Here is a 22,774-nt window from a genome sequence, read left to right as displayed (position 1 = left end):
CAATCATGAAATGATGACATAATCCTTAAATAATTATGGCAAAGATAAAAGGCAATCGCAATATATTTGTTCTTATCGGAATTATTCTCTTCTTTTTGCTTGTTTCCATCGTTTATTTTTCCCCCGTTCTTGAAGGTAAAAAACTGAGTACCGGAGATCACACCAACCTGTTGGGGATGTCAAAAGAGATCAATGATTACCGGGATGCTACCGGCGAAGAAGCCCTTTGGACCAACAGCATGTTTGGCGGAATGCCCGCCTACCTGATTTATGTGAAATATAAAGGGGAAATCCTGGCCAAGGTCCCGGCATTCGTTCAAAAAATACTGCCCCGTCCCATCAACCTGATTTTTCTGGGCTTCATCTGCTTTTTTATCCTCTGCCGGATATGGGGAATGCCTCCCTTGCTCAGCATGGCCGGATCGCTGATGTACGGACTATCGACCTTCTATTTTGTGCTGATTGGTGCCGGGCATTTTACCAAGGTCCATACGCTGGTGTACACGTCCATCGTAGTTGCCGGCGTCATCTTCGCCTATAAAAAGAAGCCGGTTGCCGGAAGTCTGATTACTGCCGTTGGCCTTTCGTGGATGATCCGGGCCAACCATCCGCAAATGACCTACTACGCGGGAATGATGGTTGCTGTGATCGGACTTACTTACCTGGTTTACGCCATTCGCGAAAAGGCCCTCGTCCCCTTTCTGAAAACCTCCTCATTGCTGCTGGTTGCGCTGATCCTGGCCGTGGGCTCAAACTTTGGGCGGCTGTATACCACCTATGAATACGGCCAGTTTTCAACCCGCGGAGAATCGGAACTTACCAAAGAAGATGGCGAAAAAACCTCCGGTTTGGATAAAAGCTACATCCTCGACTACAGTTACGACCTGGGAGAAGCCATGACCGCTTTCATTCCCCGCTTTAAAGGCGGCGGGATGGGTGAACCGCTCGGTGAAAATTCGGAAGTTTACCGCTTTCTCGAGAAAAACCAGGGAAAGGCCGCCGCACGGCAATTTAGCCAGTCGTTGCCCATGTACTGGGGAAGCCAGCCTATTTCCAGCGCACCATTCTATTACGGAGCCGTTTTGTGCTTTTTGTTTGTATTTGGCCTGTTCGTTTTAAAAGGAAAAGACAAGTGGTGGATCGCGGTGGTTGTGGTCATTTCGTTCCTGTTGTCGCTGGGAAAAAATTTCTCCTTCCTCAGCCACCTGATGATCGATTATTTTCCCGGATACAACAAGTTCCGCGACGTGAAGAACATTATTGTCATCCAGCAATTCGCCATGGCCCTGATGGGGGTGCTGGCCGTACGCGAACTTTACCTGAATACCCCCGATAAAAAGAGCCTGCTGAAAAAATTGAAATATGCCTGGCTGATTACCGGCGGACTGGCCCTGGTATTTGTTCTGTTACCCGGCTTGGCCGGCAATTTCACGGGCCCATCGGATTTAAGGCTGGCACAGTCGGGCTGGCCCGAGCAATTACTGGAAGCCCTGCGCAGCGACCGGCGCATGATTCTTCGCGCAGATGCTTTTAAGGCCCTGGTATTTGTTAGTTTAGCTGCGGGAGTGATCTGGTTGTTTGTTAAACAAAAGATGAAGGCCTCCTATGCCCTGGCCTTGTGGGTTATGTTGATTTTTGCCGACCTGTGGCCGGTGAATAAAAAATACCTGAACGACAGCAATTTCGAATCGAAGAACAAGGTCGATCAACCCTTTACCGCATCCAAGGCCGATCGGGAAATTTTGAAAGACACCGATCCGGATTACCGGGTGCTGAACCTGACTGTCAGTATTTTTCAGGATGCTTCCACCTCGTATTTTCACAAATCGCTGGGTGGTTATCACGGCGCCAAGATGGAACGTTACCAGGAACTTTTTGATGCCCGGCTGTTCCCGGAGATGCGGGACTTAATCGGCGGTTTCCGCCAACCCGACTCCATGGATTCGGTGATGCAATCGCTTTCGGTAATCAATATGCTGAACACGAAATACTTCATTTACGATCCCAACAGTGCACCGCTCCAGAACCGTTATGCGCTGGGGCATGCCTGGTTTGTCGACGACCTGAAGATGGTGGAAGGCGCCGATGAAGAACTGGCAGCCCTTTCCGGTTTTAACTCATCGAAAGAAGCGGTGATCGATCAGCGTTTCAGCCACCTGTTAAAAGACATCGGGTACGGACATGCCGGCGAAGCATCTGTCCGCCTGCTCGAATATCGCCCCAACTACCTGAAGTACAGTGCCCGGGTTGGAAACGGGACATCGCTGGCTGTTTTTTCGGAAATCTATTATCCGAAAGGATGGAAAGCCTACATTGATGGCGAAGAAACAGAACATTTACGGGCTAACTATGTTCTTCGGGCCCTGCCGGTACCCGCCGGCGAACACGAAATTGAATTTAAGTTTGAACCGGCATCCTACTTTATCGGGAATAAAGTTTCGCTGGCTAGCTCGCTGATTTTGATTCTGGCCATGCTGGCGATTGGTTTTATTGAGATTAAAAAAGCAGCAGGAAATGATGAAGAAAAAGAAACGGCCGGCCAGGCTTAAACGAAAACTGCTACGCTCCTACTTCACCTCCACCATCAGCATCACCCTGGTGCTGTTTATGGTTGGTTTGCTGTCGTTGCTGATGCTGAACGCCGAACGCCTGTCGGATTACGTACGCGAACATATCGGCTTTACCCTGGTGCTGCACGAGAATGTGAGAGAAGTCGAAGTCCTTCAGTTGCAGAAAACACTGAGTGCAACCAATTATGTAAAATCGACCCAATACATTGGCAAGGAAGAAGCCGCTGCAAAACTGGCAGAAGAACTGGGTGAAGATTTTATTGGTTTTTTAGGCTTCAACCCCTTGTTTTCTTCCGTCGATGTGAAGTTATATGCCGGCTATATGCAGGCCGACAGCCTGGTTTGGCTGGAGAATGCCTTTATGGAATACCCGCAGATTAAAGAAGTTTATTACCAACGCGACCTGGTAGAAGTGATCAACCAGAATGTACAACGGCTCAGTTTACTACTGGCCGTTTTCTCGCTGTTGCTGTTGCTCATTTTTACCACCCTGGTGAACAACACGATCCGGATTACCATTTATTCGCAGCGGTTTATCATCAACACCATGAAGCTCGTCGGGGCGACGCGTTCGTTTATCCGCCGTCCGTTTATCCTGAAAAATATTTTTTACGGAATCCTGGGGGCCATGTTGGCCAACCTCAGCATCTTATGGCTGGTAATTACTTACCGCCAGGATTTTGAGGGGATGATCGACCTGCAGCAAATGGAAACCCTCGGCCTGGTATTTTTAATCGTGCTGGCTTTCGGAATATTGATCTCCTGGATCTCTACTCATTTTTCAGTAAATAAATACCTGCGCTTAACGTACAACGAATTATTCTAAATGAAATGCTTATTTCAGATATTTTAACAGGAAATTATCGGGATCATTCTCTATTTCTTAAATAGATTTTATAGTTTTACGGCAACAAACATACCGGTTATGTCAAAAAAGCTTCAACATATAGACAATCCTCAGTTTGCACTGGGAAAAGAAAATTATCGTCTCCTGGTCATTGGATTTGTCATTATCGTAATTGGTTTTATTCTGATGGTTGGTGGTAAAAGTGAAGATCCTGCTGTTTTTAACCCCGAAATTTTTAGTTTCAGGCGAATAACCCTGGCCCCCCTGGTGGTGTTGTTTGGGTTTTTATTCGAGATTTATGCCATTATGAAGAAAACCAAATCAGAAGAATAATAAATGAGTGTATTACAAGCCCTTTTATTAGGGATCATACAAGGGTTGACCGAATTTCTGCCGGTCAGCTCCAGCGGACATTTGGAAATCGGACATGCCTTACTCGGGATCGAGGGGCACGGGCACCTGTTGTTTGCAACGGTTGTACACGGGGCCACGGTACTAAGCACCGTGGTTGTTTTTCGAAAGGACCTTGCATCGCTGTTCAGCGGATTATTCCGTTTCAGGTGGAATGACGAAACCCGCTACGTGATTTATTTGCTGATCTCTGTTGTTCCCATCCTGCTCCTTGGGATTCTTTTCCGTGAGAATGTCGAAAACCTGTTTACCGGAAATTTGTTCTTTGTTGGCATCATGCTCCTGATCACAGCAACACTGCTTGCCTTTACCCAGTTTATAAAATCCAAAGAACAAAAAATCAAACTCCCCGATGCGTTCATCATCGGGATTGCCCAGGCTTTGGCAGTTATGCCGGGCATTTCACGAAGCGGTTCTACGATTGCCACCGGCTTATTGCTTGGAAAGAAAAAAGACGAAGTGGCCCGCTTTTCATTTTTAATGGTCTTGTTGCCTATTATCGGGGTCAACCTGTTAGATCTCTTTAGCGGAAAGATTGCCGGCGACGAATCGTCGGTTGGTATTCCCGTGCTGATTGCCGGTTTTATAGCTGCTTTTGTATCCGGCCTGCTTGCCTGCAGCTGGATGATCAGGATCGTCAAAAAAGGAAAGCTAATTTATTTTTCGGTTTATTGCCTGATTATCGGCTTAATTGCTATTTTTGCAGCCTGAAAAATCCGGGCAGCAACAGGTTGCCAATCAGATAATATTAAAGCATTTACGAATGGGGATAAAACCCGGGAACTACGACTTTCAGCAGGGAGAGATCTTACTTTTCGACAAAGAATTGGAGTGGACATCGTTTGACCTGGTGCAAAAAGTCCGCAATAAACTATGCAGGGCGCTGGGCGTTAAGAAACTCAAAGTAGGCCATGCCGGCACCTTAGACCCCAAAGCAAGCGGCCTGATGATCCTTTGTACCGGAAAAGCAACCAAGCAAATTGAAAGTCTGCAAGCCGAAACGAAAGAATACATCGCGACCTTAAAGCTGGGGGCAACAACGCCTTCGTTCGACCTGGAAACGGAAGAAGACGCCCAATTTCAGACAGAACAGATCACCCGCGAACGGTTTATAAACACCTTACAGAAATTTACCGGTGAACAGTTGCAGGTTCCGCCCCTGTTCAGCGCCGTCAAGGTTGAAGGTAAACGGGCCTATACCCATGCCCGTAAAGGACAGGAGGTGAAGCTAAACGCCAAATTAATCGATATCCGGGAGATTGAATTACTCGAATTTTCAAATCAACAGGCAACGATCCGTGTGGTTTGCAGTAAAGGGACCTACATTCGTGCTTTGGCCCGCGATATTGGGAACGAATTAAACAGCGGAGCCTATTTGATCGGGTTAAGACGTACCAAAATAGGACGCTTTAACGTAGAAGAAGCCATGAGTATCAATTATTTTTTAGAAAATTTACAACTTTTTGTAACCAATTAGAAATTGCCCCGTAAAAGGTCACTTAGCTTAAAGTTAGATCCACATTACGTTCAATGGCTTTAGTTTTGTCAGTTAAATAAAATAGATATCAATTCCTATGAAGTTATCAAAGTTTAAGTATAAACTACCGGAAGAGTTAATTGCCCTGCATCCGTCAGGAAATCGTGACGAATCGCGTTTAATGGTATTGAACCGCCAGACACGGGAAATCGAGCATAAACTATTCAAAGACATCACAGACTATTTTGAAGATAAGGATGTGATGGTATTCAACGATACCAAAGTTTTCCCGGCGCGCCTTTACGGAAACAAGGAGAAAACGGGAGCCGAAATCGAAGTATTCCTGCTCCGCGAGCTAAACCGTGAACAACGTTTATGGGATGTGCTGGTCGACCCTGCACGGAAAATCCGGATCGGAAATAAACTGTATTTTGGCGAAGACGACCTGCTGGTAGCTGAGGTCATTGATAACACCACATCGCGCGGGCGCACCTTACGTTTTCTGTTTGACGGCCCTTACGATGAATTTAAAAATACCCTGTACAGTTTGGGCGAAACCCCGCTGCCGAAGTTTATCCAGCGTCCCGTTCAGCCCGAAGACAAAGACCGTTACCAAACCATCTTTGCCCGGCACGAAGGCGCCGTTGCTGCCCCCACTGCCGGTTTGCATTTCAGCCGCGAACTGATGAAACGCCTCGAAATACTCGGTGTTAATTTCAGTTATGTCACTTTGCATGTTGGCCTTGGAAACTTCCGCAGTGTCGACGTGGAAGACCTGACCAAACACAAAATGGATTCGGAACAAATCTGGATCACCGACGAAGCCTGCGATATTGTGAACAACGCCAAGATACTGAAGAAAAATGTGTGCGCCGTGGGAACAACGGTGATGCGCACCCTGGAAAGCTCGGTATCGACCCAGGGGCATTTGAAACCCTACGAGGGATGGACCAATAAGTTTATCTTTCCGCCTTACGAGTTCAGCGTTGCCAACCGGATGATTACCAATTTCCACCTGCCTCTTTCGACCTTGCTGATGATGGTGGCTGCATTTGGCGGTTACGACTTCGTGATGGAAGCCTACAAGAAAGCCATTAAAGAAGGCTATCGCTTCGGCACATACGGCGATGCCATGCTCATCCTGTAAAACAAAAAATCCGGTGAGACGCTGCGGTACAATCAACCACAGGGACTCACCGGGATGAATTGATCAACTCCCCTATTTCGCTGAGGTGTAACTTAAAATGCCTCAGGTAATCAAGAATCATTGTTTTTAACGATACACGCTCATCTAAAGCGCTCATCCATTCCTGGTCCAGCTTTTCAGGATTCACCTGCTCTATCACATGGGCAATGTGGATGTTTGTATATTTCCACAACTGAACCAGGTGGTTCCAGTCTTCATCCTGGTAGTTTTGAATCGCGATCCAGCGGTCGTTGTTGCCCAGGTTGGCGTAATCGGGAAAAATCAGCGGACTCGGCTGATACTGCAAATGAATAATCCGGTGAGTATTGTTCGAAGCCGAATCAACCAGATGACCAACAATCTGTTTGATGGTCCTGTTTTGACCGTTGCGCCTGTTGGCGATAACATCGTCGGAAAGCGCAGCCAGTTTCGGTTCCCATTCCGCAACCAAACGTAAAAGCTCCGGATTATTCACATTTATTTCATTCATATTCATTCAATTTAAAATTGGCGGTCATTAATCTCCGTATTCGATGTGTCTTCTGTTCATTAATATTTTTGCGTATGCTCGTCCAAGTTTATCCTGATATTCCTCGTACGACCGTTTTACCCATTGCAAAGCCAAATCGGTATTTCCCAATACCTCGTGAGAGACCGCGATATTCAGGCAAGCTCTGCCCGCGGTTTCTCTGCCCGAATTCCTGACCAGCTCAGTCCAGGCGTCAATGGCTTCCTGCCAGTTAGCCATTTCGGTTCGCCTGAATGCCGTTTTGAAAGCTTCTTTGCCCGGGCCCTTCCCCTTCTTGTACATGTCGCGCTTAACGGTATAATAGCCGGGCAGAAACCGCTGAATGTATTCTTCGCCTGCCTGGTATGCCGTACGGGGCAACGCATCGGGCGGAAGCAGCATATAATTGCTGCCTGTTCCGTTAAAGGTCAGGAAGCTTTTACTCTGGTGGTCAATGATGCTTTGCGTAGCCGGATCGTACAGCCGCCAGAAAGCCGTTACGTTCATGCGGATCTGATTTGGCGGGGCAATTCCCGGCTTTCCGCCCTGAAGCACAGAATTGATGTTGCGGCTGAGGGTTGATACCAGCAGGTCCGAGTTCGAGTCGAAAGTTTCAAGAACCAGCAAGGCATCGGCCTTCGTCGAGTTACAGATGGATTTAACCAACTGCCAGTCGAGCAAGCCGGGCGTTTTGCTTGTGCCCGTACCGTACAGGTTTACCTGTTCCGGAATGACCAGGTTGATTCCCCGATAGCCGTTCATGCGGCCAAGCACCCCGTTCAAACATTCATCCGAGGCCAGGCGGTCGGAGCCGGCAACTTCGCCCGTGAGAACCGACTCAATCACTTTTCCCTGTTTATCTTCCTCTTTAACGAGTGAGCGGTTGACCAGGGCAAGGGTATTTACCTGATCGGGCAAATAAGCTTCGGGGGCCAGGGGATAATTCAGGTTTACATAGCCGTATTTACTGCATCCCGAGCCAATCAGGACTATGAAAAACAGGTAAACAAAACGATTTTTAAACATATTCAGCAAGTTTAGATCAGAGAGTTTCAATCAATGATTCAATTCATTTTTCAAAATTATCAATATTTATGAATTTGAAAGATAAAATTACAGCAGCGAATAAGATCAACATTTTTCGCTCTTCATTTTCGTTAATCGTGATGAAAACCCTATTTTTGATTGCTTAAAACATAATCAATGAAAACAATCCTCATTACCGGGGGCGCCGGGTTTATCGGATCGCATGTCGTTCGCCTGTTTGTCAACAAATATCCTGAATATCATCTTATCAATCTCGATAAGCTTACCTATGCCGGCAACCTGGCTAACCTGAAAGACGTGGAAGACAAGCCCAATTACGAGTTTGTGAAAGCCGATATCGTGGACGGAGAAGCGATGTTAAACCTGTTCAGGGAACGGCAGTTCGACGGGGTAATCCACCTGGCAGCCGAGTCGCATGTGGACCGGTCGATTTCGAACCCGACGGAGTTTGTTTTTACCAACGTGATCGGTACGGTCAACCTGTTAAATGCCGCGCGGGCAATCTGGAAAGAACAACATGAAGGAAAACTTTTCTATCATATTTCGACCGATGAGGTTTACGGTTCGCTGGGAGAAGAAGGTTTGTTTACCGAAGACACGAAGTACGACCCGCACAGTCCGTATTCGGCTTCGAAAGCCAGTTCCGATCATTTTGTACGGGCTTATTTCGACACGTTCGGATTACCAACACTGGTTTCGAACTGCTCCAACAATTATGGTTCGTTCCAGTTTCCCGAAAAACTGATTCCCCTGTTTATAAACAATATCTGCAATAATAAACTGCTGCCGGTGTACGGGAAAGGCGAAAACATCCGCGACTGGTTGTGGGTGGAAGACCATGCCCGGGCTATCGATGTGATTTTTCACCGGGGAAAAGCAGGTGAAACCTACAACATTGGCGGGCACAACGAGTGGACCAACATCGACCTGATCAGGCTGATGTGCGGCATCATGGACCGTAAGCTGGGCCGCGAAACCGGAACTTCAGAAAAGCTGATCAGCTACGTGAAAGACCGCGCCGGGCACGACCTTCGTTACGCGATTGATTCGACCAAGCTGCAACGCGAACTGGGTTGGACGCCCAGCCTGCAATTTGAAGAAGGACTGGAAAAAACCATCGACTGGTACCTCGAAAACGAAGCATGGCTGCAACATGTAACCAGCGGCGACTACCAAAAATATTACGAAGAACAATACCAAAAGCGGTAAGTACCTCTTTTCGATCCTGTTAATCAGACCTTAACCGGTGACTTATTGTTTTTGTTTTTAATAAATCTTTCAATTAATCAAAAACCTGATATATTTAACCATTCTTATGATTCAAATAAACTAACTTAAGGCGCCTAAATCAACAAAACGATTCAAGTATGCCAAAACTGGATCATGTACTTTTTAAGCAGGTTAAAAATCATAGCGATCAAAAATCCTTTGAATCTATTTACCATGCCTATTATTCAGCCCTTTGTTCCTATGCTTACGGAATTGTAAAAAATCAGGAAGATGCCAGAGACATTGTGAATGACTGTTTTTTGGAATGCTGGAATAAACGTGGTGACATTGAAATTAAATCTTCCCTGAAGTCGTATCTCTATATTTCAGTCAGAAATATGGCGATCAATTTTTTAAGCAAAAATAAATTAAAACAGAAATATCTCTCCGCCCAATCCTATCCTTTTTATTTACAGGAAGAAGTTGCTGCACAAGTTGAAAAACTCCAGCAAATTGAAGCGCTGGAAGAAAGGTTAAAGAATGCGATGGACTCTTTGCCCCGGCAATGCCGGTATATCTTTTACCTGAACCGGTACGAACATATGAGCTACAAGGAGATCGCCAAAAAGATGAACCTCTCGGCGGGAACTGTAAAGACCCAGATTGCGCGTGCACTAAAAAGAATTCGTGCTGATTTTGAAGACATTAAGGCTATTGATCAAATTTTGTTCCTGATTCTTGTACGCCATTTTTAAGTTTTATTGTCTTACAGGTATAAACGGAAATAACCTGTTGTTGAATGACAATAAATGCTGACATCGACTTGCTGATTATCGATTATGTGCATGGAGACCTACCAAAAGATCAGGAAGATGAATTAAAATCCTGGGTGGAATCCTCGGCAGAAAATGAAGCGTATTTTGCAAAAACCATCGCACTTCTTGAACTATCCGGTTCTCTGATTCACCATAAGAAATTCAACACGGAGAAAGACTGGAACAAGCTGATGCGAAAAATTGATCCACGCAGGAGAATAAGGCTTCTTTTACACAAATCCGCGAGAATTGCCGCCCTGTTTATTTTTGCTTTTCTGCTGGGATACCTGACTGTTCAACTTAAGTCAAAAGAAAAACAAAACTTAACTGCAGGTTATATTGTCACTGAAGTGCCCTACGGCAATAAATCGGTGGTAACTCTCCTCGATGGTTCGCGGGTTTGGATCAATGCAGGCAGTAAAATCCGGTACCCGATCGACTTTAATGAAAAAACACGCATGGTCGCACTCGAAGGCGAAGCATTTTTCGATGTGGTAACCGATGAAAAAAAACCTTTCTATGTCGAAGCTTTCGGGCTGAAAGTAAAAGCTACAGGCACCCAATTTAATGTACGTGCATATAAAGACGAGGAATTCATCGAAACAACTTTGATCGAGGGCATTATATCAGTTAATCATGCCGAAAAGACCCATAAAAAAGACCTTGTTCTGCAACCCAATCAAAAGCTGACGGTTTATAAAGATCCGATAAAACCGGACAAACACGAAGAAAAATCACGGGAACCTGCTTTTTCGTCAATGCCTCTGAAAATTAAAAGTGTGGAACTGAGTTCCGATATAAAAACGGATATCTACACCTCCTGGAAAGATAAAGAATGGATCATTTACAAGGAAAAATTCTCCGTACTGGCGAAAAAACTGGAACGACGTTACGATGTCAGGATTCACATCGACGACCTGGCGCTCTATGACTTTGCTTACAGCGGTACTTTAAAAGATGAAAATCTGAAAGAAGTGTTTGAGGTCTTGAGCTTTACCTCACCCATTGAATATAAACTTGATAATAAAAATGTGTACGTATGGTATAATCATCATTTTCACGAAAAATAACCGGCTCTTCTAAAATAGTAACAGGATGCTGGAACCATCCTGTTACCGGATTCTCAACAACACATCAATATGTATTGTCAAACTAATTATTTGTAAAACTATGAAAAAAAAATTGTTCTTTGAATTCCTCCGGAATCATTTGAAAAAACTTTTCCTACTTATGAAACTAACAACTTTTCTGTTATTGATGGGACTGCTTCAGCTTAGTGCAGGGGTATTGTCGCAAAATACCAGGCTTAACCTCGAAATCAAAAACCAAACCTTGCGAACAGCTCTCAGTACAATTGAGCAAAACAGCAACTACCGGTTTTTTTATTCTGAAGATGTCTTTTCGTTGGACGATCTTGTCAGCATTGATGTGCAAGATAAAGACATCAGCGATATCCTCAACGAACTCTTTATGGGAAAGGAGCTGACTTACAGCTTAAAAACCAATAACCTGATCGTTTTGAAACCATTGAAAACGGATCAGGGAGAACGTGAAATTTCCGGCATAGTCACTGACAAAGCGGGAACTCCTGTTCCCGGTGTATCGGTTATTTTTGAAGGGACAACTGTCGGAACAATTACCGATCTGGACGGAGGCTTTAGAATCGCTGTTCCTCCCGGAGCATCAACCATTATTGTTTCTTATATCGGAATGAGAACACAACAAATCGATATTGGCAACCAGGCAACATTCCGGATCACGATGGATGAAGATATTATCGGAGTAGATGAAGTGGTGGTCGTTGGATATGGTATACAGCAGAAAAAGACACTGACCGGAGCAGTTTCAACGGTTGATGAAACCCAGTTGCGTTCGGTTCCTGCCGCCAGCGCGGCTGCGAAACTGCAAGGGCGTGTTGCCGGCGTCACCATCACGAACGACAACACGCCAGGGGGAGAAGCCATGGTCCGGATACGCGGTATTGGCTCGGTAAACAACAACGACCCCTTGTACATTATTGATGGAGTGCCAACTACCGGAGGATTAAGTAAAATCAATCCGAATGATATCGAGTCCATGTCAGTTTTGAAAGATGCTTCTTCGTCGGCCATTTACGGGGTACGTGCAGCAAATGGTGTGATCATCGTCACCACCAAACGCGGAAAAGCAGGCAAACCCAGCGTTAGTTTTGACGCCCGTTACGGAATACAACGGACGACCAATAGCCTCGATTTGATGAATACACGGGAGTACGGGGAACTGCTTTGGCTTGAAAGTAAAAACATTGGCCTGAAGCAAGGAGACAACGGATGGGGAAATTCACAATACGGTTACGGAGCCGAACCTGTCATTCCCGACTATATTATTCCTGAAGGAAAAATGGCCGGGGAAGTGGATGAAAGTACATATAGTTATCCTGCTCCGTATTTCGGTATCACCCGGGCCAATAAAGAAGGTACTGATTGGTATGACGAAATTTTCGATCCGGCCCCGATTCAGGAATATAACCTCACCGTGACCGGGGGAGGAGAAAAAGGCACCTATGCTTTTTCGGGCGGTTACATGAACCAGGAGGGTGTTGTCATTCATACCGGTTTTGAACGTTTTTCACTGCGTTCGAATGCCGATGTAAAAATTGGCAACTGGCTTGAAATCGGTGAAAGCCTCGGTGTTTCGTATACCGACCGAACGGGACAGGGAACAAATAACGACGAGGGAAACTCTATTTCGCAGGCTTATCGTATGCAGCCTATTATTCCTGTTTATGATATCAGGGGAAATTTTGCCGGCACCCAGGCGAAAACCACAGGTAATGGCGCTAACCCGGTTGCCAACCTTACGCGCAATAAAGACGATTATTCCCGTGATTTGCGTGTACTGGCGAATGCCTATGTCCAAATTAATCTAACTCCTGATTTATCTTTAAAATCATTAATCGGAGCTGATTACACAAGCACCAGACGCCTGGACAGGACATTGACGAACCCGGAATTCTCGGAAGCAATCCCAGCCGATATTTTATCGCAATATTATTACGGGACATTCCAGTATAACTGGATCAATACCCTGAACTACAAAAAATCAATTAACAATACCCACAACTTTAATTTCCTGCTGGGAAGTGAAGCTGTGAAATGGGACTACGACTGGTTTCAAGCGAGCCGTTCAACCTATGCCTTTACCGACCCGGATTATATGGTACTCGATGCCGGTGAAAAAGACCAGACAGCCAATGGTTCTTTCGATGAATGGTCTACCTTTTCTTATTTCGGCCGGATCAATTACGACTACATGGGAAAATACTTATTGGAAGCCGTCGTCAGAAGAGATGGCTCATCGCGTTTTTCCTCCAATAACCGTTGGGGAAACTTCCCTGCATTTTCGGTGGGATGGAGAATCTCAGAAGAAGACTTCATGAGCGAGATCAACTGGCTGGATAATCTTAAATTCCGTTTTGGATGGGGAAAAAACGGGAATGATAATGTAGGAGGTTATTACAATGCCTATAGCACTTACAGGGCCTATAACGGCGAATCGTATTATAGCCTGAGTGGTTCCAATTCATCAACATCGGCCGGTTTTCATAAATATAAGCTGGGAAATCCCGACGGGAAATGGGAGGCCAGTGTAACGACCAACCTGGGAGTCGATCTGACCATCCTGAATAACCGTCTTGAGGTGAACCTGGATGTTTATAAACGGAAAACCACCGACATGCTTTATAATCAAAACCTTCCGGACACCTATGGAAACCTGGAATTGCCTGCGGTGAATATCGGCGAGATGAAAAATACCGGCTTCGATTTGATGATTGCTTATCATGAAAAGATCGGGAAAAATTTCGACCTGAATGTCCGGGCCAATGTTTCCCATTATAAAAATGAAATCGTCAAACTGAATGATAATCCCAATGAAATCCTGTATGGTCCTTCGTTAAGGCAAAACGTTTATACGGCCAGTATGACCGGTTATCCCATCTCTTCATTTTATGGCTATGAAGTGGAAGGCTTTTTCACACCGGATATGTTTAACGTGGTTAACGGCAAGTACCAGTTAAAAGAAGGAGTTCATGCGCCATACGGGACCAAAGTTGTAACCGAAGATACATACAGTCAGCCGGGGGTCATGATGTTTAAGGATATTACCAAAGACGGTCAGATCACTGCCGATGATCGCACGGTAATCGGTAATCCGCATCCCGATTTTACTTACGGGCTGAACATCGATCTGAAATATAAAAACTGGGATATGACGATGTTTTTCCAGGGATCGCAGGGTAACGACCTCATCAATTACGTCAACCGTTGGATCATGTTCAACAATTTCTCCGGTAACCGCGGAAAAGCCCGTTTATATGAATCCTGGACAGAAGAACGTTATACTTCGGGAGCCAAAATTACGCAACCAATTGCCGTTCGTGATGACTCGAACATGCAGAAAAACTCAACTTTCTTTGTTGAAGACGGCTCCTACTTCAGGATGAAAGATTTGCAAATCGGATACACATTACCTCAATCGTGGCTGTCAAAAAGCGGCATCAGTCGTTTGCGCCTGTATGTTCAGGCAACGAATCTTTTTACCGTCACGAATTACCGTGGCCTCGATCCTGAACTTTCAAACCCCGATTCCAACCCTGATCGTCTGATTGGTGTGGATGAAGGAGTTTACCCGACTTCACAAATTTTCATGTTTGGTGTCAACCTGAATTTGTAACCTAAAAACTTTAAATCATGATGAAAACAATCATATTCTCTGCAGTCATTCTTGTTATTCTGCTTTTTAGTTCCTGTTCCAACGATTGGTTTGAATCCAAACCCAAAGGACAGGCTTCTGAGGAAAATTTTCACAGCAAAAAGGGGGTTGATGCCCTTCTGACAGGCGCTTACGCCGTGGTTGACGGAACACATCTCGGAACCGATGGCATGGTTTGGGCCAGCGCAGTTTCAAACTGGGTGTGGGGCAGCGTGGCTTCTGATGATGCCTATAAAGGATCTGACTATGGCGACCAGGCAACGATTAATCCGGTAGAAGGTTTCTTTGCCGATGCCGATAACGGGTATGTGGACAACCACTGGGAACCATTGTATGATGGCATTGTTCGTACCAACGATGTGCTTAAAGCCCTGGCGATGGCCGATGATATGACTGACTCCGAAAAAGAGGAGGCAGAAGCGCAGGCTAAGTTTTTGCGGGCACATTTTTATACTGAGCTGACCCAGGTTCATGGAAAAGTTCCCTACATCGATGAAAATACCGAAACCCCCAAAATAGTCCCCAATGACCACCTTGTTTGGCCCGAAATTGAAGCGGATATGAAATTTGCCGCACAAAAGCTACCCGAATCATGGAGTGATCCCGGACGGGCTACCCGCTGGGCAGCTAAAACGTATCTGGGTCGTATCTATCTGCTTCAGGGAAAACACGACGAAGCCAAACCGGTATTGAACGATGTTTATACCAACGGACCGTTTGAATTGATGGAAAGTTACGAGCAAAACTACCTGATCGGATTCAACAACAACAAAGAGTCTATCTTTGAAATCCAATATGCGACGAATGACGGGGCCGAAGGTTCTCCAAACGGAGGATGGGGCGATGCGTTGAATTTTCCGCATGGCGTAGCCGGCATGGGAACCTGTTGCGGATTTTTCCAGCCTACACACAGCCTGGTTAGTGCATACCGGGTTGGAAATGACGGCCTTCCCCTGTTGAATGATATTTACTCCGCTGATGATATCCTGCCTTATGATCCGGATATCACTCAGGGGGAGGTGATCATGTACACCGGGCCGGTAGATCCCCGTCTGGATCATACGGTTGGGCGGCCGGGAATCCCGTTCCTCGATTGGGGTATCCAGGTAGGCGAAGGCTGGATTCGTGACCCCAGTAACGGCGGACCTTATCTGTACAAAAAGAATATGTTTAAAAAGGCGGAAAAATCGCTGGCAACAACCACCGGTTGGGCTACCGGGGTCAACCCAAACAATTTCCGTAAGTTCCGTCTGGGGCATGTCATTCTTTGGCTGGCCGAGTGTGAAGCCGAGGTGGGCAGTCTTGAGCGGGCCACCGAACTGGTTAACGAAATCAGGAACCGTGCAAAAAACTCCAATGTAGTTACATTCGACGACGGCACACCTGCCGCCAATTATGATGTTGAACCTTACCCGACAAACTTCGCCAGTAAAGAAGATGCGCTGAAAGCCATCAGGCATGAAATCCGACTCGAATTTGCGATGGAAGGACTTCGCTTTTTCGACCTGGTCCGATGGGGAATTGCTGCTGAGGTAATAAACAAATATCTGGAAGTGGAAGGAACACGCATGGTGCATCTTTCGGGCAAAACTTTTGTCGCCGGAAAACATGAGCTCTGGCCTGTCCCTCAAACACAAATTGACCTGTCTGTGGATGAGAGCGGGAAAAAGGTACTCACCCAAACAACCGGATATTAACCTGCTAAACCTGAGAAGAAGAGTTGCTCCCTGCAATTCTTCTTCTCACAATTTAGATATGAGAAAAATCGTATTTCTTGCTTTGCTGCCGATCTTTCTGCTTTCAAAAACGGGCTGCGACAAACAGGCCGGACCGGTTTCACAAAAACACAGCCTGAATCTGATCCCGGATATGAAAGAGCTTTTTATATACGACCTCGGGGCCAATCGCCTGGGTACTAAAACAGAGCTGTTTCTTGAGTTGCACAACAATCTGTCTTTTCCGGTCGTGATCAACGAAGCCCGGGTTTTTTGCAATTGTACTTTCCCCGAATACGCTCCGGAGCCGATTCATCCCGGTAAATCATCGATCATAAAGATCACCTTTGCCGGCGAACAAACCGGGCCATTCAGCAAGTCGGTAAAAATCTTTTTTAACTTCAAAAAAGTACCGGTTGAAATCAAACTTACCGGCGAGGTACTAAAAAATGAAACAACATTACTGTCCCATTAAGATCTAAAAAAAATCTTTGAAAAGTTTGAAATTTAATTAGTTATAGCAGTTTTTCGATTAAACGGATTTCAATTTGCATTTTGCAATCTTAAAGATATTTGCAAATGCATAAGGATAAATACGTTTTTGCTCAATTAGTATCCTTTCCGGATTAAGAATAACTATATCGTTCGCAAGTACAAAACGCAAAAAAAGCAGGGCTTAAACATCAAGTCGCTGATGCAAACTGAACTGAAAAGCACAAAAACCTGCAACATGTCAATGAACGGCGGGCTCTTTCCTGCCCATTCTATCTGTTAAATCCACTAAAAACCTTCAATAAGTGCATAGCCCTCAGCCCGGCGGGTGTTGTTCAACCGGGAACAATCGCTGGGCGCTGCACGCCGCTCATGTTCCTATTTATTAGCGGTAGATTTTTATTCATATAGTTCAGGAAATATCTTTTTTATTACTTCATCATAATCGGTTTCTTGAAATGGCATACTCTCCATAATTTCGTCTTCTTTTTTCACAAAAGACGGTTTTGTTTTTAGAGTTTCATAGAAGTTGTATTTTTTTAAGGCTGTTAAAAATTTATTTGAAAATTCTTGATGATGTTGTAAGAAATTATTTGCTAACGCTGTATGATTTAGTTTAAATCCTACTACTTTTTTTGTTTTGAAAGATAGAATTGAGAATATTACTTTTACAATCTTTTGAGACTTTACTATTAGTTCTGGACTTGATAATTTATGACAAATTAATGCCAATGTTATATTCTCAAGATGTTCTGGTCGAGTGGTACTACTTTTGAATTTTTCAATCAAGTAGGTTTCCTCCGTTTCACTCATTTTATAGCCTCGTATAAAGATTGATTGAATAATATAATGAGAATAAAATTTTGAATTATGTACCGCTTCATAAAGAACTGTATTTCCGCTTTCATCTTTAAGAGTTAAATCAAGAGCAATACTTTGATGTTCCAGAATAAACACTAAAAATTGATACTTATTATAATCTTCGCTTGTAATCAATCCATTAACAAGTGGCTTGTCATTATACTTCATATTTGCTAAATCGAGTTTTTCATTTAGCAAATCTTTAGCTGGTTGAGAAAGATTTGATAATAATTCTTTATCCGGTATGTTGAAGAAAAAATTTTGTTCTGAATACAACCTTTTAATTTTATCGGCTAAATAATTAACTATGTCAATCTCCTTATTGGGAGAATATTGAACTGTAGTTTCTTCTTTATTTTCCCATTCGGAAATATCTTTCAGTTCCTTTGTTTCATTCCAAAAACCAAATGGGAAATAACCTGCTATTTCTGTTGTTGAAAATGGAATTTGTTCGAAATTGGTATATGTTGGAGTTTTCTTAGATGCATAGTCATCAACGACTCTAATAGAAATTGTATCATCGTTATAATTCGCTTTTGTATTCAGAGCTTCTGCAATGAAGTGGGTATAAAAACTATTATTTATTTTTTTTCGAATCGCTTCTTTAATTGAAGGTTCAAATGCCAATTGGTACTTTGTAGTTCCAAACATACAGTAGACGCCATTAGAATTAAAGCTATATTGTCTCTGCAATTTTCCCTTTGGTTTCATCAAAGAAAAGCCTCCGCTTTGACAAGCGTCAATTATGAAATATTTATTTCTAGCATTTACACCAGAAACAATCTGAATTATTTCATCGATTGGCACATATTCTTCATCTGATATTTGAAGGAATGACATTTGTTCATCATTTTTATAAACTCCATGCCCAGAGTAATAGAATACGATTAAATCATAAGAATTAGTTCTTTCTGATTCAAGTTTTTCACATTCTTTTTTAATTCTCTCGATATAGGTTGAATCTTCATTTTGGTCTGTATGCAAAATACTTGTAATATCTGTTTTGTCCAAAGTATATGCTTCCCCCCATCCTTAGGACAGGATAAATATAAAACTAAGTTTGATGATAATGATGATGCAATGGTGTTGAACTAAATCCGCCTGCGCGGATAGCTGTTTTAAAAGTACCCGATTCTTCCTATACTCCGGAATTTTTCACCAATAAAATTTCTGAATATGAGAAAGAAATCGGGTTTAACTATTATTGAGCAGGCTGTTGTGCTTGTTCCTGAGTTTGAAAAAGTTGCCGGGAAGCTGGAGCAACAGGTTACCTTGCGCGGACAAAGCAAAAGTACGTTAAATAATTACATCCGCCGCATCGCCCTGTTTGTGGTCCGTTTCGGGAAGCTTCCCGAGCAGATCGATCCCGAAGAGATCAACGAGTACCTGGCAGCTTTGGCCCGCGATCCCCGCTCGCCTTCGCGCAGCAGTTTTAAACACATGGTGTACGGGCTGCGCTACTATTACCGTCTGCTGGGGATGAACAAAAATGCCATCGCCCTGCCTTCGCTGAAAGGAAATACCAAACTGCCGGTCATCCTGAACCAACAGGAGCTTAAAGAGCTTTTTACCGCGCCAACGCTTTTGAAACAACGGGTGGTACTCACGCTGATCTATTCGGCCGGACTGCGCGGTCAGGAAGTAATCAACCTGAAGATATCGGATATCGACTTTGAGCGCCGTACCATCCACATCCGCCAGAGTAAGTATAAAAAAGACCGCATCGTGCCATTGGCCGACAGCATGGCCGTTGGCCTGAAAAAGTACCTGAAAGCCGAAAACCCGCACATCTGGCTGTTTAACGGCAAAGAACCTGATGGCCGTTACAGTGTCCGGGGTTTATCCTGGGTGATGCGCGAAAACCTGAAAAAGACGTCTATTACAAAGGATGTAAATCTGCATTCGCTGCGCCACTCGTATGCGACCCATCTGCTGGAACAGGGACTGAACATTGTCACCCTGAAAGAACTGCTGGGCCATGCCGACATTACCACCACCATGATTTACCTGCACGTGGCCCAATGCACGCTGATCAAACCTCACAGCCCGCTCGATACGCTTTATGACTTTTCCAGGAAAAAGAAGAAGAAAAACACCGGTTCACCGAAAAATGAGGGCTAAGTTTGAACTGGCCGATGTGGTCCGTTTGTTCGCCCCTGAACTGGCTGCCAAAACAAAGCTTACTCCACTGCAACTGAAAGTGCTGGATAAGATAGCTGTTTGCCGTACTGCTGCCCTGGGCGGCCATGAAGAAGCCTGTGAAAACTGCGGAACCGTTCGCTACAGTTACAACAGTTGCGGTAACCGTCATTGTCCCAAATGCCAGGCTGCCAAACAGGCCTTCTGGATTGATGATCTGGTGCAAAATACCTTGCCGGTAAAACATTACCACCTGGTATTTACCGTGCCGCACCACCTGAATGCTGTTTGCCTGCATAACCAAAGGATGTATTACGACCTGCTTTTTTCGGCCGTTTGGCAAACCCTCCGCTCGTTTGGCTACTCGCATTTTGGTACTGAAACCGGGGCTGTGGCCGTGCTGCACAGCTGGGGACAAAACCTTTCGCTGCATCCGCATATCCATTGCCTGGTTCCCGCTGCCGGGTATACCCTGGATGGCCGGTGGAAGAACATCGGGCATTCGGGAACTTACCTTTACCCGGTACATCAACTAAGCAGTGCCTTTAAAGGCAGGTTCCTCGACAGCCTTAAACGGGCTTTACAAAAACAAGACGAGCTTTCCCTCTTTAGCAGCCAGATAAAGCAGGCTTATCAAACAAAATGGGTGGTTCACTGCGAACCTTCGCTGGCAAGCGCTGAGCACGTGGTCAGGTACCTGGGCCAATACACGCACCGGGTAGCCATCACCAACCAGCGCATTGTGAACATTGCCGGTGGCAAAGTGACCTTCCTGGCAAAGGATTATCGTGACAGGGCCATTAAAAAGCCTGTTACCCTGGATGGGGTTGAGTTCCTGCGGCGCTTCACACAACACATCCTGCCCCGAAGGTTTGTCAGGATCCGGCGCTTCGGTATTTACAACCACACCGTAAAGCGCAATCTCAAACTGCAATTTGTTCCCCAACAGAAGCCGGATATTGACTCGGTAATCGAACGGCAACAACCGCCGGAAACCAACGTGGAACGTTTTGCCAGGCTGACAGGCGTAAATCCCTGTCTTTGCCCGGTATGCAAAACCGGAAGGATGGTAACCATCCGGGAACTGCCACGGATACGTTCACCGGCTTGGGGACAGCTGGAGCAATCATTAACGCGGTCATAATCATTAAATCACGTTACGCTCCCGGCGTATCCGGGAGAGGTATGCCCCCATACCGGCAAAAACGCAAAAAAAGCAGGGCTTAAACATCAAGTCGCTGATGCAAACTGAACCGAAAAGCACAAAAACCTGCAACATGTCAATGAACGTCGGGCTGTTTCCTGCCCATTCTATCTGTGAAATCCAATAAAAACCTTCAATAAGTGCATAGCCCTGAACCCGGCGGGTGTAGTTCAACCGGGAACAATCGCTGGGCGCTGCACGCCGCTCATGTTCCTATTTATTGAACAATCGCTGGGCGCTGCACGCCGCTCATGTTCCTATTTATTAACAACCGGAAATAACTCGCAGAGAAGCGGAGAGTTATTCTGGTTATTAACACCTTTTCTTTTTTGGCTACTTTTTTCTTTTGTCAACATCTCTGGTTTTTGTTTATAACTCATCAGGCTGCCTGGAAAATCTCTGCTGGAACCTGGTAAGCCAACGAACTATGCCGTCTTTGTTGATTGTAATAATGAAAGTATCGTTTCAGCCCCATATAGAGTTCGGGCCCCGTTTCATAGGCATTCAGATAAATATCTTCGTATTTCAGGCTGCGCCACAGTCTTTCAATAAAGATATTGTCCGTGGCACGGCCCCGTCCATCCATGCTGATGGTGATATTTTCACCTGTCAGAAAACCGGTGTACAACTCGCTGGTAAACTGGCTGCCCTGGTCTGAGTTGATTATTTCGGGCTTGCCATGTTGGCTGATAGCCTCTTTGACCGTCTCCAGTACCCATTCGGATTCCATCGTGTTGGACAGGGACCATCCAACCACAAAACGGCTAAAAAGGTCAATAATGGCCACCAGGTACAAATAGCCATGCCTGACCGGAACATACGTGATATCGATCCCCCAAACCTGGTTGGGCCGCTCAATGACAAGGCTGCGCAGCAAATAGGGATACTTCTTATGCTCTTTACATCCTTTTGAGGTATGCGGGCCCGGAACGATTGCCGACAAATCCATCAACCGGTATAACCTGGCTATCCGCTTATGATTGACCTGAAACCCCATATCCCGGACCAACCATTGGGTCATCGACGGAACTCCCATATAGGGATGTTTCAGGTAATGCTGATCGATCAGTTTCATCAATTCAAGGTTGAAGGCATCTTCTTGCTTTTCCTGTAAATTATAATAGTACCCGGAACGATGAATGCCCAGCAGTTCACACTGCCGCTTGATACTGAGCTTGTGGCGGGCCTTGTCAACAATCTTGCGCCGCTCTGCGGGACTGGCTTTCATGACAAGGCTTTCTTTAAAAAATCAATCTCTACCTTTTGCTGGCCAATCACCTCGTACAGCTTCTGCTTTTCCTTGTCTTCCGATTTGTCACCCTTGGTTGATCCTTCCGAAAAAACAACTGAGGATTTATTTAAAAACTCCCGCTTCCAGTTGGTGATCTGGTTGGGATGAAGATCATAACGCTTGGCCAGTTCCGCGATGCTTTCCCTTTCTTTCACGGCTTCGACGGCCACCTTGGCTTTAAATTCTGCTGTAAATTTCCTTCTGCTTTTCATAGACAACAATTTTAATAATTTCAAATTAATTCTGTTGT

19 protein-coding genes are annotated in these 22,774 nt (G+C 45.1%); 14 read left to right on the top strand and 5 right to left on the bottom strand.

The features are described 5' to 3' along the window. The first annotated feature begins 35 nt into the window (after positions 1 to 35). The 6 genes from ACOIT5_RS08805 to queA all read left to right on the top strand — a co-directional run bounded on the left by ACOIT5_RS08805 (position 36) and on the right by queA (position 6,452). Positions 36 to 2,549 carry a YfhO family protein gene (locus ACOIT5_RS08805; protein WP_423130095.1) on the top strand — a complete coding sequence of 838 codons (2,514 nt, stop codon included), beginning with the start codon at positions 36 to 38 and terminating at the stop codon, positions 2,547 to 2,549. Next, positions 2,515 to 3,396: a cell division protein FtsX gene (locus ACOIT5_RS08800; protein WP_423130094.1), complete on the top strand. Its 882-nt coding sequence runs from the start codon at positions 2,515 to 2,517 to the stop codon at positions 3,394 to 3,396. Before ACOIT5_RS08805 ends, ACOIT5_RS08800 begins: the two co-directional genes overlap by 35 nt. 99 nt (positions 3,397 to 3,495) lie before the next feature. Then, a complete protein-coding gene (locus tag ACOIT5_RS08795) occupies positions 3,496 to 3,750 on the top strand; it encodes a DUF3098 domain-containing protein (protein ID WP_423130093.1) in 255 nt (84 codons plus the stop codon). 3 nt (positions 3,751 to 3,753) lie between these two features. Continuing rightward, positions 3,754 to 4,539 carry an undecaprenyl-diphosphate phosphatase gene (locus tag ACOIT5_RS08790; protein ID WP_423130092.1) on the top strand — a complete coding sequence of 262 codons (786 nt, stop codon included), beginning with the start codon at positions 3,754 to 3,756 and terminating at the stop codon, positions 4,537 to 4,539. Between the two features lie 52 nt (positions 4,540 to 4,591). Further along, positions 4,592 to 5,305 (top strand): tRNA pseudouridine(55) synthase TruB, encoded by a 714-nt coding sequence (gene truB / locus ACOIT5_RS08785; protein ID WP_423130091.1) that lies wholly within the window; start codon positions 4,592 to 4,594, stop codon positions 5,303 to 5,305. 97 nt (positions 5,306 to 5,402) lie between these two features. Continuing rightward, on the top strand, positions 5,403 to 6,452 hold the full coding sequence (gene queA / locus ACOIT5_RS08780) for a tRNA preQ1(34) S-adenosylmethionine ribosyltransferase-isomerase QueA (protein ID WP_423130090.1): 1,050 nt from the start codon (positions 5,403 to 5,405) through the stop codon (positions 6,450 to 6,452). A 46-nt stretch (positions 6,453 to 6,498) separates the two neighbouring features. On the opposite strand, the gene ACOIT5_RS08775 is transcribed toward queA, so the two are convergent. Together ACOIT5_RS08775 and ACOIT5_RS08770 are read right to left on the bottom strand one after the other, a co-directional pair. Then, positions 6,499 to 6,981 (bottom strand): hypothetical protein, encoded by a 483-nt coding sequence (locus ACOIT5_RS08775; protein WP_423130089.1) that lies wholly within the window; start codon positions 6,979 to 6,981, stop codon positions 6,499 to 6,501. Positions 6,982 to 7,008: 27 nt separating this feature from the next. Then, complete coding sequence (locus tag ACOIT5_RS08770; RefSeq protein WP_423130088.1) at positions 7,009 to 8,025, bottom strand: DUF6340 family protein; 1,017 nt, start codon at positions 8,023 to 8,025, stop codon at positions 7,009 to 7,011. Between the two features lie 177 nt (positions 8,026 to 8,202). Between ACOIT5_RS08770 and rfbB the strand changes: the two genes are divergently transcribed. The 6 genes from rfbB to ACOIT5_RS08740 all read left to right on the top strand — a co-directional run bounded on the left by rfbB (position 8,203) and on the right by ACOIT5_RS08740 (position 17,012). Beyond that, a complete protein-coding gene (gene rfbB / locus ACOIT5_RS08765) occupies positions 8,203 to 9,255 on the top strand; it encodes a dTDP-glucose 4,6-dehydratase (protein WP_423130087.1) in 1,053 nt (350 codons plus the stop codon). A 158-nt stretch (positions 9,256 to 9,413) separates the two neighbouring features. Then, positions 9,414 to 10,010, top strand: coding sequence for an RNA polymerase sigma-70 factor (locus tag ACOIT5_RS08760; protein WP_423130086.1), 597 nt, complete (start codon positions 9,414 to 9,416; stop codon positions 10,008 to 10,010). A gap of 44 nt (positions 10,011 to 10,054) precedes the next feature. Beyond that, positions 10,055 to 11,140 carry a FecR family protein gene (locus tag ACOIT5_RS08755; protein ID WP_423130085.1) on the top strand — a complete coding sequence of 362 codons (1,086 nt, stop codon included), beginning with the start codon at positions 10,055 to 10,057 and terminating at the stop codon, positions 11,138 to 11,140. A gap of 160 nt (positions 11,141 to 11,300) precedes the next feature. Further along, entirely contained in the window at positions 11,301 to 14,783 is a 3,483-nt protein-coding gene (locus ACOIT5_RS08750) for a TonB-dependent receptor (RefSeq protein ID WP_423130084.1), read from the top strand. Positions 14,784 to 14,800: 17 nt separating this feature from the next. Further along, entirely contained in the window at positions 14,801 to 16,519 is a 1,719-nt protein-coding gene (locus ACOIT5_RS08745) for a RagB/SusD family nutrient uptake outer membrane protein (protein WP_423130083.1), read from the top strand. A 58-nt stretch (positions 16,520 to 16,577) separates the two neighbouring features. Continuing rightward, the gene (locus ACOIT5_RS08740; RefSeq protein WP_423130082.1) at positions 16,578 to 17,012 is read left to right on the top strand and encodes a DUF1573 domain-containing protein; all 435 of its coding nucleotides are present in this window, start codon (positions 16,578 to 16,580) and stop codon (positions 17,010 to 17,012) included. Between the two features lie 416 nt (positions 17,013 to 17,428). Here the strand turns inward: ACOIT5_RS08740 and ACOIT5_RS08735 are convergent, their stop codons facing one another. Next, the gene (locus ACOIT5_RS08735) at positions 17,429 to 18,901 is read right to left on the bottom strand and encodes a caspase family protein (protein ID WP_423130081.1); all 1,473 of its coding nucleotides are present in this window, start codon (positions 18,899 to 18,901) and stop codon (positions 17,429 to 17,431) included. Positions 18,902 to 19,066: 165 nt separating this feature from the next. On the opposite strand from ACOIT5_RS08735, the gene ACOIT5_RS08730 reads away from it, so the two are divergent. Continuing rightward, complete coding sequence (locus ACOIT5_RS08730; RefSeq protein ID WP_423126437.1) at positions 19,067 to 20,011, top strand: tyrosine-type recombinase/integrase; 945 nt, start codon at positions 19,067 to 19,069, stop codon at positions 20,009 to 20,011. Further along, positions 20,001 to 21,173: an IS91 family transposase gene (locus tag ACOIT5_RS08725; protein WP_423126436.1), complete on the top strand. Its 1,173-nt coding sequence runs from the start codon at positions 20,001 to 20,003 to the stop codon at positions 21,171 to 21,173. Before ACOIT5_RS08730 ends, ACOIT5_RS08725 begins: the two co-directional genes overlap by 11 nt. A 439-nt stretch (positions 21,174 to 21,612) precedes the next feature. Here the strand turns inward: ACOIT5_RS08725 and ACOIT5_RS08720 are convergent, their stop codons facing one another. Both ACOIT5_RS08720 and ACOIT5_RS08715 read right to left on the bottom strand, forming a co-directional pair. Then, the gene (locus ACOIT5_RS08720) at positions 21,613 to 22,461 is read right to left on the bottom strand and encodes an IS3 family transposase (protein WP_423126433.1); all 849 of its coding nucleotides are present in this window, start codon (positions 22,459 to 22,461) and stop codon (positions 21,613 to 21,615) included. After that, positions 22,458 to 22,736 (bottom strand): transposase, encoded by a 279-nt coding sequence (locus ACOIT5_RS08715; RefSeq protein ID WP_423126434.1) that lies wholly within the window; start codon positions 22,734 to 22,736, stop codon positions 22,458 to 22,460. Before ACOIT5_RS08715 ends, ACOIT5_RS08720 begins: the two co-directional genes overlap by 4 nt. Positions 22,737 to 22,774 lie beyond the last annotated feature (38 nt).

Origin of the sequence: Gaoshiqia hydrogeniformans, from assembly GCF_049347105.1 — a bacterium.
Taxonomy (GTDB): Bacteria; Bacteroidota; Bacteroidia; order Bacteroidales; family Prolixibacteraceae; genus Gaoshiqia; species Gaoshiqia hydrogeniformans.
This window is presented reverse-complemented; position numbering and strand designations above follow the sequence as displayed.

What these genes read in the sequence shown, in the direction of transcription:
- ACOIT5_RS08805 (WP_423130095.1), top strand. Translation starts at nt 36, where the DNA reads ATGGCAAAGATAAAAGGCAATCGCAATATATTTGTTCTTATCGGAATT.
- ACOIT5_RS08800 (WP_423130094.1), top strand. Translation starts at nt 2,515, where the DNA reads ATGATGAAGAAAAAGAAACGGCCGGCCAGGCTTAAACGAAAACTGCTA.
- ACOIT5_RS08795 (WP_423130093.1), top strand. Translation starts at nt 3,496, where the DNA reads ATGTCAAAAAAGCTTCAACATATAGACAATCCTCAGTTTGCACTGGGA.
- ACOIT5_RS08790 (WP_423130092.1), top strand. Translation starts at nt 3,754, where the DNA reads ATGAGTGTATTACAAGCCCTTTTATTAGGGATCATACAAGGGTTGACC.
- truB (WP_423130091.1), top strand. Translation starts at nt 4,592, where the DNA reads ATGGGGATAAAACCCGGGAACTACGACTTTCAGCAGGGAGAGATCTTA.
- queA (WP_423130090.1), top strand. Translation starts at nt 5,403, where the DNA reads ATGAAGTTATCAAAGTTTAAGTATAAACTACCGGAAGAGTTAATTGCC.
- ACOIT5_RS08775 (WP_423130089.1), bottom strand. Translation starts at nt 6,981, where the DNA reads ATGAATGAAATAAATGTGAATAATCCGGAGCTTTTACGTTTGGTTGCG.
- ACOIT5_RS08770 (WP_423130088.1), bottom strand. Translation starts at nt 8,025, where the DNA reads ATGTTTAAAAATCGTTTTGTTTACCTGTTTTTCATAGTCCTGATTGGC.
- rfbB (WP_423130087.1), top strand. Translation starts at nt 8,203, where the DNA reads ATGAAAACAATCCTCATTACCGGGGGCGCCGGGTTTATCGGATCGCAT.
- ACOIT5_RS08760 (WP_423130086.1), top strand. Translation starts at nt 9,414, where the DNA reads ATGCCAAAACTGGATCATGTACTTTTTAAGCAGGTTAAAAATCATAGC.
- ACOIT5_RS08755 (WP_423130085.1), top strand. Translation starts at nt 10,055, where the DNA reads ATGACAATAAATGCTGACATCGACTTGCTGATTATCGATTATGTGCAT.
- ACOIT5_RS08750 (WP_423130084.1), top strand. Translation starts at nt 11,301, where the DNA reads ATGAAACTAACAACTTTTCTGTTATTGATGGGACTGCTTCAGCTTAGT.
- ACOIT5_RS08745 (WP_423130083.1), top strand. Translation starts at nt 14,801, where the DNA reads ATGATGAAAACAATCATATTCTCTGCAGTCATTCTTGTTATTCTGCTT.
- ACOIT5_RS08740 (WP_423130082.1), top strand. Translation starts at nt 16,578, where the DNA reads ATGAGAAAAATCGTATTTCTTGCTTTGCTGCCGATCTTTCTGCTTTCA.
- ACOIT5_RS08730 (WP_423126437.1), top strand. Translation starts at nt 19,067, where the DNA reads ATGAGAAAGAAATCGGGTTTAACTATTATTGAGCAGGCTGTTGTGCTT.
- ACOIT5_RS08725 (WP_423126436.1), top strand. Translation starts at nt 20,001, where the DNA reads ATGAGGGCTAAGTTTGAACTGGCCGATGTGGTCCGTTTGTTCGCCCCT.
- ACOIT5_RS08720 (WP_423126433.1), bottom strand. Translation starts at nt 22,461, where the DNA reads ATGAAAGCCAGTCCCGCAGAGCGGCGCAAGATTGTTGACAAGGCCCGC.
- ACOIT5_RS08715 (WP_423126434.1), bottom strand. Translation starts at nt 22,736, where the DNA reads ATGAAAAGCAGAAGGAAATTTACAGCAGAATTTAAAGCCAAGGTGGCC.